This window comes from Nonomuraea sp. NPDC052116 (genome assembly GCF_040680035.1).
In the GTDB taxonomy this organism is placed as follows: Bacteria; Actinomycetota; Actinomycetes; order Streptosporangiales; family Streptosporangiaceae; genus Nonomuraea; species Nonomuraea angiospora_A.
Map to the genome: position 1 here is coordinate 263,713 of NZ_JBFAWA010000007.1, position 18,284 is coordinate 281,996.

Below are 18,284 nucleotides of genomic sequence, written 5' to 3' on the forward strand. Positions count from 1 at the left end.
AGCCCGCCCCGAGCGGTCCTCGCTATCGCTCGGCCGTGCTCATCGGTCTCGAGACTCCGCCTCGAGGCCGGGGCGAGAGAGCTTGCCAGCCCCCTCGCTGCTCCCCCGGACGCATTACCGGTGACCAGTCGGCCCCACAACGCCGCCAGTAGCCACCACCAGCTCCCGTATCCGGTCGAACAGCCGATGTGGCTCGGCCGTGCGAGCCCGCCGAAATCGACCACCGCAGGGTGATCAACGGGATCTTCCGGCGGACCTGGACCAGCTCGCTGTGGCATGGCTCGATCCGCCGAGTTAACGATCACGTCCGGAACGATCGATTCTCAGGACTCTCGGTTCCTGTGGCCAAAATCGAAACGCTTGCGTACACTTTTTCTATCTGAACGGCACCGTTTCGCAAGGAGGTGCAATGCCAGCGCGCCGCCGCGCCGAGATCCGGGAAGAAGCCATCCTGCTCGCGGCTGTCAGCCTGCTGGCTGAGGTCGGCTACGACCAGTTGACCATTGAGGACATCGCCAAACGTGCCAGCGCCAGCAAGGCCACGATCTATCGACGCTGGCAGGGTAAGGCCGACCTCGTAGCGGCGGCCATACGGCGGTACGCGGGAACACCGGTGACCACTCCAGCCGGAGCGACCAACCTGCGCGACGATCTCATGGCAGTCCTGCTGGAACTGCGTGCCAGCCTCACCGGCCAGGACAGTGCACTCATTCTCGGACTTCTCATCGCGATGCGCCGCGACTCCGAACTCGCGCACACGGTGCGGCGACACGTCCTCGACCACAAACGCGAAGTGTTCGCGACCGTGCTGGCCCGTGCCGCCGCTCGGGGCGAGGTGCCCGAGACGATCGACCACACGCTCCTCGCAGAGATCAGCTCGGCCGCACTACTCTCTCGCCTGCTCGTCACCGGCGAACCTCTCGACGACCCGTTCCTGCGGCAACTCGTGGACGCGGTACTGCTCCCCATGCTCAACCATCAACTCGACCAGCGATAAGGACCTCTTGCCATGTGGCAGACAATCGTTCTCGGCTTCCTCGGCGGCCTCCTGGCCGGCAACGGGCTACCCCATTTCATCCGCGGCATCACCAGAAGGCGCTACCCGAGCGCATTAGGCAACGGGCCCGTCCCCAACCTCATCGCGGGATGGGCCGGCCTCGTCCTCGGCGGCCTGCTGTTGTGGTGGGCACACATCGACCGCTACCCCGAACTGTCCTTCGCGTCCATTGGTACGAGCGTCCTGCTCATCGGACTCTTCCATGCGGGCCCAGGCGCCTTCGGACGCAGGGACGCGAGTCCCGATACCCACGTGACGGCCCGGTGACCTGCTCCGCTTCGGCTCGCCAACCGACTTCCAGCACCGGGACCCGTAGTAGAGAGTGTGTGCCGTGATCGCGCGACTGGGTACCGGAGCCAGATGCGAATCGAGGCGACGGCGAGGGTGCCCTGGTAGATGCGCTCACGCTTGTCATAGCGAGTTGCCGCCACGCGTTCGACCCCTGGCTCCACGCCTACGATCACCACCGAGCACACACCGCACTCGGCGGCCACCCACCCGCCAGCCGCGTGCCTAACCTCTCAGGTCAGTACACCTAGTCGACCCTGAGGCAGTCCTGCTTGGTCAGCACCAGGCTCATCTCGACCACTTCGCCCTTGCTCTCGTTGAAGAGGTAGTACGCCTTCCTGTTGCCGGGCACGGTGGCAGCCGGGTAGCCGCCCGGGCCGCGCCGCAGGTTGGGATAGGCGGCCTTGAGCTGCGCGCTGCTGGAGCCGATGCCGATGCCCTTGGGGGTCCTGGCGCCAGGGGGCGCGACGATCACGACCACGCCCAGCTTCTTCGAGATGTACATCCCCACGCGATACTCGTTGTACGGGCTCTCCTTGAGGTCATACGTCGTGCACCTGGCGGAGTCCCCGTCAGGCTTGCGAACGATCCTCCTGGTGGCCCTGGCCTTCGCGGCGGTCATTCCGAGCTTCAGGTTGCCGTACCCGAGGGGCCCGAAGGCCGGTTTCTGCACGGCGGCGGACGCCGAGGATGCGACGCCGACCGGCACCAGGCCCGCCGCCAGCGCCACCACCAGAACCGAACGGCCGATCGTCTGCCTCATAACGGCTCCTCCATGATCACATGACCGGGTCACTCTACTGTGAGTCCAGATCATGGGTGGAGAAATCACGACATATGCACAAGCTCCTCAGCGGAGGTGGAAGACACCCTTGACGGTGCGGAGCTGGCCCATGCGCACGGTGGCCACGTACGTGCCGGGCAGCGCGGCGGCCGGGGTGGAGCGGCAGTCGGTGCTGGAGCGGTGCCGGTTCCACACCAGGGACCGGACGTACGGCACCCCGCGCTGCAGTTCCTTGACCTCCGAGCCCGCCCCGCTGACGCAGTCGGCGGTGGACCAGATGCGGTCGGCCCCCGAGGTGATGCGGATCTCCATGGCGCGCGGCCCCACGTCGGTGGTGCACATCACGGAGCCCGTGTTCACCAGGGTGACCAGGAACGTGGGCTGGCTCTCGCCCGTGTAGATCGGCTCCCTGCCGCCCTGCATGCTGAGCACCAGGTCCTGTTCGGTGCAGGGGTCGCCGGGGTGCCTGGGGAGCGCCGGAGGGGTCGGCCTGGGGGCGGAGGGGGACGGGGACGGGCTGGCCGTGCCCATCGCGAGCGTACGCAGGCCCGCCAGCAGGGGATCGACGGCGGGGGTCGCACTCGGTGATGATTTCGCGCTGGATGTGCGTTCCGGCCCGCTGCCCCCGCTGGAGCACGCCCACGCCACGACGGCCACCACGACGAGCACCGCCACCAGCACGCTCATCCGGCGCCGCCAGTAGACGTCACCGCCGTCGCCGCGCATAGTATCCGGATCCATAGGCACAGGATGGTAGCCATGCGGCTACAACGAGTGACGACACGCCGAGAGGCCCTCTTCTCCGAATACGCTTGACCCCGTGGTTGAGCCGAACCTCCTGCACATCCCCGTTCTGGACTGGTACGAGGACAACGCCCGAGACCTCCCGTGGCGCGCCGCCGACGCCACCCCGTGGGGTGTGCTGGTGAGCGAGATCATGCTCCAGCAGACCCCGGTCGTACGCGTGCTGCCCATCTGGCACGAGTGGATGGAGCGCTGGCCCACCCCCGGGGCGCTGGCCGCCGAGCAGCCGGGAGAGGCCGTACGCCATTGGGGGCGGCTCGGTTACCCGCGCCGGGCGCTGCGCCTGCACGCCTGCGCCAGGGCCATCACCGACGAGCACGGCGGCGAGGTGCCGTCCGATCACGAGACCCTGCTGTCCCTGCCCGGCATCGGCGAGTACACCGCCGCCGCGGTCGCCAGCTTCGCCTACGGCGGCCGCCACGCCGTCCTGGACACCAATGTCCGGCGGGTGTTCGCCAGGGCGGTACGCGCGGAGGAATACCCTCCCACGGCCACCTCAGCGGCCGAGCGACGGCTGGCGGAGACCCTCCTGCCCGAGTTGGGCGCGCCCCGCTGGGGTGTGGCCGTGATGGAGCTGGGCGCCCTCGTCTGCACGGCCCGCGCCCCGCGCTGCGCCGACTGCCCGATCAGCCAGGTGTGCGCCTGGCGTCTGGCGGGCAAGCCGCCGCACGCCGGCCCCGCGCGCAAGGGCCAGACGTACGCGGGCACCGACCGGCAGTGCCGGGGCCGCCTGCTGGAGGTGCTGCGGAAGGCCCACGGCCCCGTCCCCAAGGCGGCGCTGGACGTGGTGTGGGACGACGCCGTCCAGCGCGAGCGCGCCCTCGACGGCCTGATCGCCGACGGCCTGGCCGAGCACCTGGACGACGGCACCTACCGCCTCCCCCACGCGACTACCTGACCCAGAGCGGCACGATGCGCTCCACGTCCTTGGGTGCCAGGTCGCAGGCGTCCGGCTCCGACACCCCGCTCGGGTTGTAGGCCCGCGCCCCGGCGGGGGCGACCACGATGGACACGAACCCGCGCTCCTGGTCGGCGAACATCTGGCGACTCACGTCGGCCGGCAGCACCATGGTGTCTCCCGGGCCCACCTCGAACCGCTCGCCACCCAGCTCGACGACGGCGGACCCGTCGAGCCAGGTCCACACCAGCTCGACGTCGAACGCGTGCACCGGCCCGACCATGCCCGGCTTGGCGTCCACCCGCCACATGGCCTGCCCCACGGCCCCGCCCTGGGTCGGGGAGGCGAGGGTGGTCATGACGCCGTTGGGCGTCTCGGTCTTCCGGGAATCGGCGGCCATGACAACAGACATCGATGAACTCCTTTAAGATAGGCAACTACGTTGTCTATATAGTTAACCAGGTTGTCTATCATGTCAAGTCCAGGCTTCGAACTTCCGCTGCGCCTGCTGCTCGCGTTCAGGGTGCTGATCGACGAGCTCCACGCCGAGCTCGCCCGGCAGGGGCATCCGGACATACGGCCCATGCACGGGTTCGTCATGCAGGCGATCGGCCCGAACGGCACCACGGCCGTCGAACTGGGCCGCACGCTCGGGGTGTCCAAACAGGCGGCGGGCAAGACCATCGACACCCTGGAACGCATCGGCTACGTGGAACGGACCGCCGACCCCCACGACACCAGGCGCAAGATCGTCCGGCTCACTTCGTACGGGATAGACGCCCTGGACCGGTCGGCTCGCATCTTCGACACACTGCGCGCCCGCTGGGCCGCCGAGCTCGGAGAGGACCGCCTGCAGGCCCTGGAGTCGGACCTGCGCAGGATGACCCCGGCCAACCTCTGGCGCCTCGACACCCCGGGCTGGTTCGGCAGCCTGTGACGCGTCCTCGTCCCCGGTCGACCCGTCAACCTCGTCCCCGGTCGGCCCGTCAACCCCGCGACCCGCGCCGGTCAGACAGCCCTGCGACGCCCGCCGTCTCCGACGGGCTCGACCGCTGTCGTACGAACCCCGCCCGGGCTCATTCGACAACCGTCGGGGGCAGGGCTCAGACGGACGCCGCTCAGACCGACGCCGCTCAGGCGTCGGGCGTAGGCACCGGGTCTAGGCGCCGGACGCAGAAGACGGGCGCTCAGGCGCGGCGCTGAGACGGGCTGCGCCCAGGCGGGCGACGCTTGGGCGGGTGGCGCTTGGGCGGGCGATGGCCTGCCCGGGCGGACGGTGCTCAGCCCGGGCAACGCTTGGCCCGGCAGCGCTCGGCCCGAACGGTGCTCAGCCCGGGCAACGCTTGGCTCGGCAGCGCTCAGCCCGGGCGGTGTTCAGCCCGGGCGGTGCTCAGGCAGGCCGTGCTCAGGCGGCCAGCTGGAGGCCCAGGCTGGTCAGGTTCGTACGGGCCCAGGCCAGCTCTTCGGCCAGCAGCGACACCAGGGCACCCGGCCCCTTGGCGCGCCCCGGCACGGTCAGGTTGTGCGTCTCGACCTCGATGTGCGCGCTGCCGCTCACCGCGCCCGACAGCATGGCCATCAGCGTGTCATGCAGCACGGCCCCCGTGCTCGGCGTCTCCCCCGTGTGGTTGTGCACGTGCCCCAGCTTGACCACCGGCGCACCGGCCGCGGCCAGCCCCTTCAGGGCCGCGCCCGGCTCCTCGGCCCCGCAGGCGAGGTGGCAGGCGTCCAGGCACACGCCCAGGTGCTCGGAGTCGATGCCGCCGACCCGTTCAAGGGCCTGCTCGGTGGTCTCCAGCACGCACCCGGGCCACGGCTCGAACCCGACCCTGATGGTCTTCCCCGTCACGCTGTAGATGCCGCGCAGCTCGCGCGCCAGGCGCTCCAGCCGGCGGGTGGCGATCGAGTGCAGGTCGGCGGGCCAGTCGCGGCGCCACCCGATCGGGATCGTCGAGATGCTCCCGAACCGCACGTCCTCCGGCAGCAAGAACGCCAGGATCTTGGCCAGGGCCATGGTGTAGCGGTAGCGCTCGGGCTTGGCCCAGTCGGGGCCGGGGACCTCCTGGTTGCGGCCGCCGGTGCCATTGAGGCTCACGACCTCCAGGCCGCGCTCCTCCAGGGAGCGGCGCAGCCGTACGAGCTCGATACGGTCGGCCGTGAGGTGGTCGGCGACGCTCGGCGAGAGCCACAACCCGATGCCCATCCGCTCCACGCCCAGCCGCTTGCGCACCGGGACCGCGTAGCGGGTCAGGTGGGCGATCAGGTTCTCGAGGTCCTCGGCAGGGTGGATTCCCGCGTTGTAGGCGAGGTGAACGAGCGTTCCGTCATTGTGACGCAGGCGCATCGGTTTCCTCCACGGCTTGCTCTTTGTGTTCCCTCGCCCGCCCTGGACGATGCTGACCCTTGAGAGCATGGCTGCTCGTTCGGTGGTCACGCGTCCGCCCCGAGTTGATTTCGCGCTACTCCCCAAGGAGCAGGCCTCAGCCTAGGAACACGATCTTGTGATTCGCTTGGATGCGACTTGGCGGTGCTCTACGCAGTGTAGTACTACTCGCGGTGGCGGCACACCCGGTATCCCAACAATTACGCAACGGCCGAGTGTGCCCACCCCACAACCCGCCACGCCACGGCCCCGCACGGGTGCAGCGTCGAAGGAGCGGCATCGGCATCGCTCGAGCGACGGGTGCGCGATGAGACAAGAGTCGAGGGCGGCACCCCAGCGGTGGAATGCGCAACGAGCCAAAACCGCTGCCGACACCACCCCACCGCCGTAGCGCGTGGCGCGGTGAGTGCCACGGTCGGGCACCACCCAAGCGGCGAGTCCGTGGCGCGTACCACAGTCGGGCACCACCCCAAGCGGCGAGTCCGCGGTGCGTACCCCAGTCGGGCACTACCCTAGCGGCGGGTCCGTGGCGCGGCGGGGGTCACGATCAGCGGCACCCCGTCGGCCGGGGCACGGTCGCTCACCCCGTGACGGACGCGAGGGCCCCCGAGGCGTGGGGCGCAGGGGGCGGAAATGGAAAACCCCCGTGTGAAGGGATTCACACGGGGGTTTTCGGGATCCGTCAGTGCTGGATCGGAGCCGCGATGGCGGCGGCCGAGTCGGGGACCTTGGAGGCGGACTCGCCCTTGAAGATGAACTTGGCGTTGTCGCCTTCACCCTCGATGGTCACCTTGACGACCTGCCCCGGCCGGAGCTCGCCGTACAGGATCTTCTCCGACAGCGAGTCCTCGAGCTCGCGCTGGATCGTCCGGCGGAGCGGACGGGCGCCCATGACCGGGTCGTAGCCCCGGTCGGCCAGCAGCTGCTTGGCCTCGGGCGAGACGTCGAGCCCCATGTCGCGGTCCTTGAGCCGAGCGTCCACCTGGGTGAGCATCAGATCCACGATCTGGATGATCTCCTTCGGCGTGAGCTGGTGGAAGACCACGATGTCGTCGACACGGTTGAGGAACTCGGGCCGGAAGTGCTGCTTGAGCTCCTCCTGCACCTTGGACTTCATCCGGTCGTAGTTGGAGTCGGCGTCGTTGGACTTCGCGAACCCGACCCCGATGCCCTTGGAGATGTCGCGGGTGCCGAGGTTGGTGGTCATGATGATGACCGTGTTCTTGAAGTCGACCACGCGGCCCTGGGCGTCGGTCAGGCGACCGTCTTCCAGGATCTGCAGCAGCGAGTTGAAGATGTCGGGGTGGGCCTTCTCGATCTCGTCGAAGAGGACCACGGAGAACGGCTTGCGCCGCACCTTCTCGGTGAGCTGACCGCCCTCCTCGTAGCCGACGTAGCCGGGAGGCGAGCCGAACAGCCTGGAGACGGTGTGCTTCTCCATGAACTCCGACATGTCCAGGCTGATCAGAGCGTCTTCGTCGCCGAAGAGGAACTCCGCCAGAGCCTTGGACAGCTCGGTCTTACCGACGCCGGAGGGGCCCGCGAAGATGAACGAGCCACCGGGACGGCGCGGGTCCTTCAGACCGGCGCGGGTGCGCCGGATGGAGCGCGACAGGCCCTTGATGGCGTCGTCCTGGCCGATGATCCGCTTGTGGAGCTCGTCCTCCATGCGGAGCAGGCGCTGCGACTCCTCCTCGGTCAGCTTGAAGACCGGGATGCCGGTGGCGGTCGCCAGGACCTCGGCGATGAGCTCCTGAGTGACCTCGGCCACGACGTCCATGTCGCCGGCCTTCCACTCCTTCTCCCGCCGCTCGCGCTTGAGCTGGAGCTGCTTCTCCTGGTCGCGGAGGGCAGCCGCCTTCTCGAAGTCCTGCGCGTCGATCGCGGACTCCTTGTCACGGCGGACGTTGGCGATCTTCTCGTCGTACTCGCGCAGGTCCGGGGGAGCGGTCATCCTGCGGATGCGCATCCGGGAACCGGCCTCGTCGATGAGGTCGATGGCCTTGTCGGGAAGGTAGCGGTCGCTGATGTAGCGGTCGGCCAGCTGCGCGGCGGCCACCAGCGCGTCGTCGGTGATGGACACGCGGTGGTGCGCCTCGTAGCGGTCGCGCAGACCCTTGAGGATCTCGATCGTGTGGCTGAGCGAGGGCTCGGCCACCTGGATCGGCTGGAACCGGCGCTCCAGCGCCGCGTCCTTCTCGAGGTACTTGCGGTACTCGTCGAGCGTGGTCGCGCCGATCGTCTGCAGCTCGCCGCGCGCCAGCATGGGCTTGAGGATGCTGGCCGCGTCGATCGCGCCCTCCGCGGCGCCCGCGCCGACGAGCGTGTGCAGCTCGTCGATGAACAGGATGATGTCGCCGCGCGTGCGGATCTCCTTGAGCACCTTCTTCAGGCGCTCCTCGAAGTCACCGCGGTAGCGGGAGCCGGCGACCAGGGCGCCGAGGTCAAGCGTGTAGAGCTGCTTGTCCTTCAGCGTCTCGGGCACCTCGCCCCTGACGATCTTCTGCGACAGACCCTCGACGACGGCGGTCTTGCCGACGCCGGGCTCGCCAATGAGCACCGGGTTGTTCTTGGTCCTCCGGGAAAGGACCTGCATGACCCGCTCGATCTCCTTCTCGCGGCCGATGACCGGATCCAGCTTGCCCTCGCGGGCCGCCTGGGTCAGGTTGCGGCCGAACTGGTCGAGCACCAAAGAGGTCGACGGGGCCGACTCCTGCGGGCCGCCTGCCGCGGCCGGCTCCTTGCCCTGGTAACCGTGGAGCAACTGGATGACCTGCTGCCGGACACGGTTGAGATCAGCCCCAAGCTTGACCAGCACCTGGGCGGCCACACCCTCACCCTCGCGGATGAGCCCGAGCAGGATGTGCTCGGTGCCGATGTAGTTGTGGCCCAGCTGCAAAGCCTCACGGAGCGACAGCTCGAGGACCTTCTTGGCCCGCGGGGTGAACGGAATGTGCCCCGACGGAGCCGACTGGCCCTGGCCGATGATCTCCTCGACCTGCTGGCGCACACCCTCAAGGCTGATCCCGAGGCTCTCCAGAGCCTTGGCGGCCACGCCCTCACCTTCGTGGATCAAACCAAGAAGTATGTGCTCAGTGCCGATGTAGTTGTGGTTGAGCATCCTGGCCTCTTCTTGGGCCAAGACGACAACACGCCTCGCTCGGTCGGTGAACCTCTCGAACATCTCGTCGCTCCTCACAGAGCGGTCAGTCAGGTCCGGTAAATCCGGGCCCGTCATCCCGCATGCTAGCCCTGGCTCGGCGAACCGTGCCCACTGCCACTGACACGCTCTATAGCAGAGACGTTCCCCGAGAGCAGGGCGTTCACCCTCCATCCAACTACTGTTCGGGGGTGACGTGTTCCCGCTACGCCGCAAGCGAACGATGTTTAGGACGCTTCGCGGAAGCGTCAAAAAATTGCCCTCTGCGGCGCACGCGGTACACACGGATCGGCCATCGGACGCGCCCGGGCGGAGTCAGCGTTGGGGCGCCACTTCGCCCGCACATCTCAGATGCCGCGTCCGTATCGTTACGTAATCATCCTACGTAGCGGAGGGCCGCCGTCCAAACGACCGCTCTACGCCCTGAGCACAACGCGGCACGGGCGGCACACCAAGGGAATCTTGCATCCGGTCAGCCCGGTTACCAACTTCATCTCGCATGATGAGACCACGTCTCGCTCGGCCCTCCGGATTCGCGGCACTTCCGCGCAGTTGAGAAGGCACGGCATTGTGGGTAGATGCCGGGGAACGGGGATTGTCCGAGCCCTGCTCGGGTTCGCGGGTTTTGCCCGCCGGCGGGGATCCCGGCGCCCGCTGTATTGCCCGCCGCCACGCATCCCGCCCGGCACCGCTTTACCTTCGCGCCGGTCGCGGGTTTACGCTCGGTGAGATCGCCCGTATACACCCGCCGCCGCCCCGTAGATCGCTTCCGGGCTATACGGCGCCGGGGTTTTCCGTCATGGCGCGTTCCATGAGCGCGGAGATCGCTCATGACGTACGGACGCGAGCGTACGTTGAATGAGGTATGGCTGCCTCACACGGCTTTCGGCGCGCGACTCCGACGCCACCGCATATGTGGACGACCGCCGGCGAAACAGCGCCACGGGCGAAGCCGAACACGCAGCCAAAACGCCCGCATATGTGCACATGGAAGATCAAGTCCGGGCGGCCCGGCTTTCGAGTTCCGGCCCCGGATAACGATCATGCGCTTATGGCGGCCGCCGGGGTCCTAGGCGAACGGCATAAGCGCATGGTCGATCGTCGGCTTGCTCAGTGGGCCGCTTCGTACTTCTCGACGACCGTGGAGGCGATCCGCCCGCGCTCGCTGACCGGCAGGCCGTGAGCCTTGGCCCACTGCCGGATCTCCGAGCTCTTCTCGCGGCTCATCGCCCTGCTGCCGCCGCGACCGCGGCGACGTGCGGTGACGGCGCCTGCCCTGCGCGCATGCTGCACGAAAGGCGTGAGCGCGTCCCTCAGCTTCTTCGCGTTAAGGTCGCTGAGGTCAATCTCATAGGACGAGCCGTCAATAGCGAAGCTGACCGTCTCATTGGCCTCGCCCCCATCGAGGTCATCGATGAGAATCTCCTGGATCTGCTTGGCCATCTACGCAATCCTTTCGCGGAGCATTGTTTCATTCGCCTGCCCAAACATATACCCGGAAAGGCGCGGAGACAATTCAGCGCAGCGGGGATTCGGCTGACTGGCCGATCAGTTCTGCCCGTCGACCGGATCCTCGCGGTTTCGGCGGCCTCCCAGGGCCTCGGACCGGACCAACTTCACTACGCCAAAGATGAAGGCACCCCCGACCACCGCCGGGGGGATGAGCGCTGACAATACGTCTGTAAGGGCTTCCATTCGTCCTCGCCTCCACGGCTTGCGGGGTTTCAGGGGCGCATTATGCGGATGGGAGCGCGCCCAGGAGGGGCGTTGCGGCCCTCACGACGCGCCAGGTGACTACCGTTCGCACCCGACCATAGCGGCGCACAGATGCCCTGCGCCTCGCAGGGCACCAACATCCGGCGACCCGGATGCCCCATAGCCTAATGCCAGTCTCTCCAGGCTCCTTACCGGATCAAGAGAAAATTTTTGGAATTGGCTTCCTGCCAGGCACGGGATGGGTCAGCGAAGATCTTTTACCACACGCGTTCCGGCCAGCCTGTCATGCGGCCCGCGTTCCAGGGGCTTGTCGATCAGGATGAGCAGCCCCACGCAGAACAGGAGCATTCCGGCCACCAGATTGGCCACGGGAATGCCCATCAGCATGACGGGGCCCGGATAGACCAGGGCCCGTTTGAGCAGCGCCCTGGAGGCCACGTGGGGCGGCGCCAGGCGAATCCCCATGATCGCCTTGCCGAACGTCCTGCCGCGCCGGTAATGGGCCCACCAGTCGTAGCCGGTATAAGCCAGCCCCGCCGCCAGCCAGGCGAACACACCGGGCAGCCGGCCGGCGAACGCCTCCAGCATCCCTACAGTCCGGAAGACGCCCCACAGCGCGATGAACAGAATGTAATAGAGCACCCCGAAGACGAACGCCTCAATCGCCCGGGCGGCGAGCCGTTCCCACCATTCCGCGGGCGGCGCGTCCGCCCGCGGCGGCGACCCGGCCATAACCCCCACCTCGCGTCATCAGCGGCTCAGGTTCCCCATTTTGGTACGGCCTGTGCACACAAAACAGGGGCCGACGCGAAGCCGGCCCCTGCTTTTACCTGACGCTTGGACTACTTGATCTTCACCACCACGGTGTTGGCGAACTTGTCCGCGAACGTCTGCTGCAGCGGCTTGTCCCAGAGCTGGGAGGCACCGTTCAGACCCGCGCCCACGGCGCCGAACAGCGCTCCGACAAACGGGATGAGGCCGAGGGCATACCAGCCCCAGGTCCCGCCCGCACGCTTGAGCGCCACATCGTTGGCCAGACCGCCGGGCGGCATTCCTGCGCCGACCTGAACGATCTTGATCCCCATGACCATCTTGCCGACCGTCTGGCCATTCATCTTGGTCAGGAAGTACTCATAACCGACGTACATCAGGGCCAGGAGTAGCGCGTTAAGGATGCTCGCCACGAAGCTGCCCAGCAATCCGCTGGTGAGACCCGTGGTGGAGTTGTAGCTCACCGTGAGCAGGCCGATGACGATGGAGACCAGCGTGTAGATGACGCCAAAGATGACCCCGTCGATGATCCTCGCCACCAGGCGCTGCCACCACTCCGCCAGCGGTGCCGGCGCGCCGGGCGGCTGCACGCCCACGGGCCCGGGCTGGCCGTAGGCCTGGCCGTAGCCGGGCTGGCCGTACTGCTGCGCCTGCCCGTAACCCTGCTGCCCGTACTGCTGCTGCCCGTACTGCTGGTCGCCGTAGCCCTGCTGTGCGTAGCCGGGCTGGGACTGCTGCTGCTGGCCGTAGCCCTGCTGGCCGTAGCCCTGCTGGCCGTACTGCTGCTGGCCGTAGTCGGGCTGGGACTGCGGCTGCTGCCCGTACTGCTGCTGGCCGTAGTCCGGCTGGGACTGCGGCTGCTGCCCGTACTGCTGCTGGCCGTAGTCCGGCTGCGACTGGGGTTGCTGGCCGTACTGCTGGCCATAGCCCTGCTGACCCGACTGCGGCTGCTGCCCGTAACCCGGCTGGGACTGGGCCTGCTGGCCGTAGCCGGGCTGGGACTGCTGCTGCTGGCCGTAGCCCTGCTGGCCATAGCCCTGCTGACCCGACTGCGGCTGCTGGCCGTAGCCCTGCTGGCCGTACTGCTGCTGGCCGTAGCCCTGCTGCCCGTAGCCCTGCTGGGACTGGGCCTGCTGGCCGTAGTCAGGCTGGGACTGCTGCTGCTGGCCGTACTGGGGTTGCTGGCCGTACTGCTGCTGTCCGTACTGGGGTTGCTGCTGACCGTGCTGCTGTTGCTGTCCGTACTGGGGTTGCTGGCCATAGCCCTGCTGACCGTACGGGGGCTGCTGCCCATAGGCGTCGTCCGCCCGGTAGCCGATCACAGTCGCGTCCGGGTCGGGCTCGCCGGGGTGGCGGCCCTGGTTCTGCTGCCCGTAATAGGGAGGCGCAGAGTTGTCGCCGGATTCGTCCTGTGGATACGGCGGCTGTCCGGTGCTCACCGTGTCACCTCGCTTCGAGTGCGCATGTGGCACGTGTCAGGACACATGCCTGTGCTGCCCAACGTATCGACATAGGTATCAACAATCACCTTTCCATCTGGTCAAGGTCCACGTCACCCGATGTCAGGTGGAGCAGCATGCGGGTGTTTCCCAGCGTGTTCGGCTTGACGTGTTCAAGATCCAAAAACTCGGCAACACCCTCGTCGTACGAGGCCAGCAGTTCGGCGTAGACCTCAGGTGAGACCGGCGTGCCCTGAATCGGGCGGAACCCGAGTCGCGCGAAGAAGTCGACCTCAAAAGTAAGACAGAATACACGTCGCAGACCCAAATCCTTAGCCTGCTGGATCAGCGCGGAGACGATCCGGTGGCCGACGCCCATCCCCCGGCACTCGGGATCCACCGCCACCGTGCGGACCTCGGCGAGGTCCTCCCAGAGCACGTGGAGCGCGCCGCAGCCGACGACCTGCCCGTCTCGCTCGGCCACCCAGAACTCCTGTACGTCCTCGTACAGCGTCACCGTGGCCTTCTCCAGGAGCCGCGGCCCCGCCCCCGCGTAGGTGTCCACCAGGCGTCTGACCGTGCGCACATCGGGCGTGCGGGCACGCCGGACCACCACCGCGGTCTCGGGCACTGTCAGCTCGGCCACCTGCTCCATGGTTCTCCAGGGTACAGATCTCATTACGGCTCAGCCCTAACTCCCATGTCTCGGCCCATCTTGTTACATCTCGTGGTCAGATCGGCACGGGACCGCGCGGCCAGCTCGCGCCCGCCGAAAGCGCGGACAAATAGGGCGGAGGGCCTCTTCTGCACGGGTGCCCACGAGATCACCTTGTGACCCTTCGGTTGTGAAACCTCTACAGACTTGGCAGTTCTGGTTGAGCACGAACCCGGAGTGCATTAGTGTCCAGCGACAATGTTTCCCGCGTGTCGCGCGGGAGACCCGCCCAATTCTCGCAAGAGAAGCCGGGGAACCGCCGGTGGCGACCTCCGACGCCACCACTGGGGTGAATCCGAGTCTTTCGGTAGGGCTGCTCCGGCCCGAACCCGTCAGCTAACCCGGTAGGCGTCGACGAGAGGAGCTGGTTGGTGAAGCCCACGCTCAGCGGTGGGGGGAAGTCGGCGGGCAAGCACGCCCGCCCTCCGGAACGGGCCCGGCGAGCACGCCGCGTAGGTGTGGTGAGTCTCACAGTCGCCGCGCTGCTGTTCGCCATCCCCGTCGGTTCGGCGTCCGCGGATCCCGAGCCCTCGCTGAAAGAGCTCGCCGACCAGGCCACGAAGCTGCACACCGACATCGAGACGCTGACCGAGCAGTACAACGGCCAGCGGGAGAAGCTCAAGACCGCCAAGAAGGCCGCCGAGGCCGCGGAGAAGACGCTGACGAGCAGCGAGACGGATCTCGCCGCCAAGCGCTCGAAAGCCGTCGCACTGGCCCAGAACGCCTACATCACGGGCGGCCTGAAGACCCTCGCCTTCGCCACCTCCGACGACCCCGAGGGCTTCCTCAACCGCGCCGCGACCTCGTACGCGCTGCAGACCGAGCAGGGCGAGGAGATCAACCAGCTCACCAAGGCGATGGACACGGCCACCCGTGCCAAGGAGAGCGCCACGGCCCGCATCGACGAGGTCCAGAAGCTCGTCACGGACCTCGAGGCCAAGCGCAACAAGATCACCAAGCTGGTGACGAAGGTCGAGAGCAGCCTGTTCAGCCGGGCTCTGGGCGAGGCCGGGCGGCCCGGCACGCGGGCCGTGCGCGTCAACCTGCCGATCCCGGGCTCGGGGAAGGCCGCGGAGGCCGCGCGGTGGGCGCTCACTCAGCAGCTCAAGCCGTACGTCTGGGGCGCCGAGGGCCCCGGCTCGTACGACTGCTCCGGGCTCGTCATGGCGGCGTTCCAGCGGGTGGGCATCTCGCTGCCGCACTACACCGGCGACCAGTGGACGGCCGGCCGGCACGTCTCGCGCGAGGAACTCAGGCCGGGTGACCTGGTGTTCTTCTACAGCGACCTGCACCACGTGGGCATCTACATCGGCGGCGGCATGATGGTGCACGCCCCGCAGACGGGTGACGTCGTACGGATCGCGTCGATCGCGCGGCGGCCGTTCGCCGGCGCGGTGCGCATCGCCGACTGAGCCCGCACCCCGGCGGTCCGCCGCGGCTAGATCAGCTGGCGGCGGGCTGCCCAGGCCACGGCCTCGATGGCCGTGGCCACGCCTATGCGGTCGCAGATGCCGCGCAATCTTCGTCGTACCGTGCGCCCGCTGATATCCAGCCGCCGCCCCACCCGATCGACCGTGACTCCCTTGGCCAACTCCGCCAGCAGCGCCAAATCAGCATGGCTGAGCTCAACGCCTTCAGTGAGCACATCCATCGGGAGCCCTCCCCCCAACAGCAAGAACTTGGACCTCACAGACGGGCCAAAGCCGCTCCTCGCAGACGGTAAACGCATCGTGGAAAGGTCGTCAAGCATGACAATCGCCGCACTTGACGAGCGCTATTGACATGATCCGCTATATATGACGCACTCGCGATATGTCAGAACGCAGAGTGATCACATTGGGGCTTCCGGAATGGCCCTGACCAGCGTTCCGGTTTTCGATCAGTTCGCCATGGATATTCCGCATGATCGATACCCGCGTTATCGCGGGACACGCGTCCGTGGCGCGATCTTTCCGGCCCACGGCAAGCCACCAATCGCTCGCTTTGTGCTGCACACCCACACGATCCGCCAACCCAGGTCAGGCAGTTGATTAAGGCAATTGGATCAATCCGCTATGGCAATTGCCGCCACGGGTTCAGGTCGGCGGCCCGCCGCGTGGCGGGCGTCCTGCTCTGACCGCCGGGCCGGGCGGCCTCGTTTCCGGGTGCGCGTGCCCGGCGGGATCACAGGGGTGGCCGGGGCACCGCGTACGCTCCCTGACCCGCGCCTCCGCGGCCTTGACGCGATGCTTACAAGCGGCTTCGGATCGGAAACCGGGCGGTCCGGAAGCCGGATTCGCGACGGCGGTGATCGCTCAGGCGCCGGCGGCGTCGTAGCGGTCCCTGGCGGCCTCGACGTCCTCCATGTGCGCCTCGGCCCAGCTCTTGATCGCGGCCACCAACGGCATCAGGCCCTCGCCCAGCGGAGTGAGCGCGTAGTCCACCCGTACCGGCACAGAAGGGGTGAGCGTGCGCGAGACCAGGCCGTCACGCTCCAGGCCGCGCAGGGTCTGCGTGAGCATCTTCTGGCTGACGCCCGCGATGCGCCGGGACAGGTCGCTGTAGCGGCGCGGGCCTGGCGCCAGCGCGGTCAGCAGGAGGGTGACCCATTTGTCGCTGAGGGTGTCGAGCAGCTTCCTGGAGGGGCACTCGGCGAAGTACGCGTCGAAGACCTGCCTGGCCTCGTCCCGCTGCTCCGCCGCCGTCTTCGTGGCCATCCGCGCACCCCTTCCCGATCGCTGCTTACCAGGAGAGGGTAGAGCGCCCGGGGCGGGCGCTCTACGACGGCGGCGGGACGCGGGTCAGTGGGTGGGCTTGACCAGCGGGAACAGGATGGTCTCGCGGATGTTCTTGCCGGTGAAGGCCATGATCATCCGGTCGATCCCCGCGCCCATGCCCCCCGTGGGCGGCATCGCGTACTCGAGGGCCTGCAGGAAGTCCTCGTCCAGCTGCATCGCCTCGAGGTCGCCCCCGGCGGCCAGGAGGGACTGCTCCACCAGGCGGCGGCGCTGCTCGATCGGGTCGATCAGCTCGGAGTAGGCCGTGCCCAGCTCCGTGCCGAAGCCGATCAGGTCCCACTTCTCGGTCAGCAGCGGGTTGTCCCGGTGCTGGCGGGTCAGCGGCGAGGTCTCCAGCGGGTAGTCCATCACGAACGTGGGCTGGACGAGCGTGTGCTCCACCAGGGCCTCGAAGAGCTCCTGCACCAGCTTGCCCTGGCCCCACTTCGGGTCCCAGTGGATCTCGCGCCGATCGGCGATCTTGCGGAGCTCCTCCAGGCCGGTCGCGGTGGTGATCTCCTCGCCCACGGCCTCCGACACCGCGCCGTACAGGGTGATGCGCGGCCACCGGGCGATCCCGAGGTCGACCTCCACCCCGTCGTGGACGACCACCGTGGTGTCCAGGGCGGCCACCACGGCCTTCTGGTACATCCGCTGGGTCAGGTCGGCCATGTCGTTGTAGTCGAGGTAGGTGCCGTAGGCCTCGAGCATCGTGAACTCGGGGTTGTGCGTGGAGTCGGCGCCTTCGTTGCGGAAGTTGCGGTTGATCTCGAAGACCTTCTCGATGCCCCCGACCACGAGCCGCTTGAGGTAGAGCTCGATCGCGATGCGAAGGTAGAGCTCCATGTCGTAGGCGTTGATGTGGGTCTTGAACGGCCGGGCCGCCGCGCCGCCGTGGATGGGCTGCAGCATGGGCGTCTCGACCTCGAGGTAGCCCTCCTCGTGCCAGAAGTCGCGCACCGCGCGCACCGTGGCGCTGCGCAGGCGGGCCATCTTCCGCGACTCGTCGTTGACGATGAGGTCGACGTAGCGCTGGCGGACGCGCGCCTCCGGGTCGGTGAGCCCGACGTGCTTCTCCGGCAGCGGACGCAGGCACTTGGCGGTGATCTGCCAGCTGTCGGCGAGGATGGACAGCTCGCCGCGCCGCGAGGTGATGACCTCGCCGGTCACGCCCACGTGGTCTCCCAGGTCGACGTCGCGCTTCCACGCGGCCAGCGAGTCCTCGCCCACCTTGTCGAGCGAGATCATGACCTGGAGGTCGGCGCCGCCGTCGCGGAGCGTGGCGAAGCAGAGCTTGCCGCCCACGCGGTTGAGCATGACGCGCCCCGCGACCGCGACCGTGTCGCCGGTGGCGGTGTCGGGCTCCAGGCCCTGGTATTTCTCCCGGACCTCGGCGTTGGTGGCCGTACGGGGGAAATTCACCGGGTAAGGGTCGACGCCTTCGCTGCGAAGGCGGTCGAGCTTCTCCCTCCGGATGCGCATCTGCTCGGGAAGTTCGTCGCTCACAAGAACA

17 protein-coding genes and 1 riboswitch are annotated in these 18,284 nt (G+C 67.8%); of the genes, 5 read left to right on the plus strand and 12 right to left on the minus strand.

The window, feature by feature from the left end:
- The first annotated feature begins 409 nt into the window (after positions 1 to 409).
- Positions 410 to 997 (plus strand): TetR/AcrR family transcriptional regulator, encoded by a 588-nt coding sequence (locus AB0L65_RS16000; RefSeq protein ID WP_364245429.1) that lies wholly within the window; start codon positions 410 to 412, stop codon positions 995 to 997.
- A 12-nt stretch (positions 998 to 1,009) separates the two neighbouring features.
- Positions 1,010 to 1,324: a hypothetical protein gene (locus AB0L65_RS16005; RefSeq protein ID WP_364245432.1), complete on the plus strand. Its 315-nt coding sequence runs from the start codon at positions 1,010 to 1,012 to the stop codon at positions 1,322 to 1,324.
- Between the two features lie 268 nt (positions 1,325 to 1,592).
- Here AB0L65_RS16005 and AB0L65_RS16010 read toward each other — a convergent pair whose 3' ends face one another.
- Positions 1,593 to 2,108 (minus strand): hypothetical protein, encoded by a 516-nt coding sequence (locus AB0L65_RS16010; protein WP_364245434.1) that lies wholly within the window; start codon positions 2,106 to 2,108, stop codon positions 1,593 to 1,595.
- A gap of 87 nt (positions 2,109 to 2,195) precedes the next feature.
- The gene (locus tag AB0L65_RS16015) at positions 2,196 to 2,870 is read right to left on the minus strand and encodes a hypothetical protein (RefSeq protein WP_355193583.1); all 675 of its coding nucleotides are present in this window, start codon (positions 2,868 to 2,870) and stop codon (positions 2,196 to 2,198) included.
- A 79-nt stretch (positions 2,871 to 2,949) separates the two neighbouring features.
- On the opposite strand from AB0L65_RS16015, the gene AB0L65_RS16020 reads away from it, so the two are divergent.
- The gene (locus AB0L65_RS16020) at positions 2,950 to 3,831 is read left to right on the plus strand and encodes an A/G-specific adenine glycosylase (RefSeq protein ID WP_364245437.1); all 882 of its coding nucleotides are present in this window, start codon (positions 2,950 to 2,952) and stop codon (positions 3,829 to 3,831) included.
- Here the strand turns inward: AB0L65_RS16020 and AB0L65_RS16025 are convergent.
- Complete coding sequence (locus AB0L65_RS16025; RefSeq protein WP_364245440.1) at positions 3,824 to 4,243, minus strand: cupin; 420 nt, start codon at positions 4,241 to 4,243, stop codon at positions 3,824 to 3,826. The genes AB0L65_RS16020 and AB0L65_RS16025 overlap by 8 nt on opposite strands.
- 60 nt (positions 4,244 to 4,303) lie before the next feature.
- On the opposite strand from AB0L65_RS16025, the gene AB0L65_RS16030 reads away from it, so the two are divergent.
- Positions 4,304 to 4,768 carry a MarR family winged helix-turn-helix transcriptional regulator gene (locus AB0L65_RS16030; RefSeq protein WP_364245442.1) on the plus strand — a complete coding sequence of 155 codons (465 nt, stop codon included), beginning with the start codon at positions 4,304 to 4,306 and terminating at the stop codon, positions 4,766 to 4,768.
- 468 nt (positions 4,769 to 5,236) lie between these two features.
- On the opposite strand, the gene AB0L65_RS16035 is transcribed toward AB0L65_RS16030, so the two are convergent.
- The 6 genes from AB0L65_RS16035 to AB0L65_RS16060 form a co-directional block, all read right to left on the minus strand.
- Positions 5,237 to 6,175, minus strand: coding sequence for a TIM barrel protein (locus tag AB0L65_RS16035; protein ID WP_350723731.1), 939 nt, complete (start codon positions 6,173 to 6,175; stop codon positions 5,237 to 5,239).
- 721 nt (positions 6,176 to 6,896) lie between these two features.
- Positions 6,897 to 9,398: an ATP-dependent Clp protease ATP-binding subunit gene (locus AB0L65_RS16040; protein WP_355193577.1), complete on the minus strand. Its 2,502-nt coding sequence runs from the start codon at positions 9,396 to 9,398 to the stop codon at positions 6,897 to 6,899.
- A 1,086-nt stretch (positions 9,399 to 10,484) separates the two neighbouring features.
- Entirely contained in the window at positions 10,485 to 10,817 is a 333-nt protein-coding gene (locus AB0L65_RS16045; protein ID WP_319714331.1) for an Lsr2 family protein, read from the minus strand.
- Between the two features lie 516 nt (positions 10,818 to 11,333).
- A complete protein-coding gene (locus AB0L65_RS16050; RefSeq protein ID WP_364245445.1) occupies positions 11,334 to 11,822 on the minus strand; it encodes an RDD family protein in 489 nt (162 codons plus the stop codon).
- Positions 11,823 to 11,932: 110 nt separating this feature from the next.
- Positions 11,933 to 13,333, minus strand: a complete 1,401-nt coding sequence (locus AB0L65_RS16055) for an RDD family protein (protein ID WP_364245447.1) — start codon at positions 13,331 to 13,333, stop codon at positions 11,933 to 11,935.
- A gap of 52 nt (positions 13,334 to 13,385) precedes the next feature.
- Positions 13,386 to 13,955, minus strand: coding sequence for an amino-acid N-acetyltransferase (locus AB0L65_RS16060; RefSeq protein WP_364245449.1), 570 nt, complete (start codon positions 13,953 to 13,955; stop codon positions 13,386 to 13,388).
- A gap of 276 nt (positions 13,956 to 14,231) precedes the next feature.
- A riboswitch (cyclic di-AMP (ydaO/yuaA leader) is annotated at positions 14,232 to 14,381 on the plus strand.
- A 95-nt stretch (positions 14,382 to 14,476) separates the two neighbouring features.
- Here AB0L65_RS16060 and AB0L65_RS16065 point away from each other — a divergent pair.
- On the plus strand, positions 14,477 to 15,427 hold the full coding sequence (locus tag AB0L65_RS16065; RefSeq protein ID WP_364245452.1) for a C40 family peptidase: 951 nt from the start codon (positions 14,477 to 14,479) through the stop codon (positions 15,425 to 15,427).
- A gap of 26 nt (positions 15,428 to 15,453) precedes the next feature.
- Here the strand turns inward: AB0L65_RS16065 and AB0L65_RS16070 are convergent, their stop codons facing one another.
- From AB0L65_RS16070 to lysX, 3 genes are all read right to left on the minus strand, one after another.
- Positions 15,454 to 15,666, minus strand: coding sequence for a LuxR C-terminal-related transcriptional regulator (locus tag AB0L65_RS16070; RefSeq protein ID WP_043615366.1), 213 nt, complete (start codon positions 15,664 to 15,666; stop codon positions 15,454 to 15,456).
- A 643-nt stretch (positions 15,667 to 16,309) separates the two neighbouring features.
- The gene (locus AB0L65_RS16075; protein ID WP_364245455.1) at positions 16,310 to 16,711 is read right to left on the minus strand and encodes a helix-turn-helix domain-containing protein; all 402 of its coding nucleotides are present in this window, start codon (positions 16,709 to 16,711) and stop codon (positions 16,310 to 16,312) included.
- Between the two features lie 84 nt (positions 16,712 to 16,795).
- Positions 16,796 to 18,277: a bifunctional lysylphosphatidylglycerol synthetase/lysine--tRNA ligase LysX gene (gene lysX, locus AB0L65_RS16080; protein WP_350723744.1), complete on the minus strand. Its 1,482-nt coding sequence runs from the start codon at positions 18,275 to 18,277 to the stop codon at positions 16,796 to 16,798.
- Positions 18,278 to 18,284: the final 7 nt, after the last annotated feature.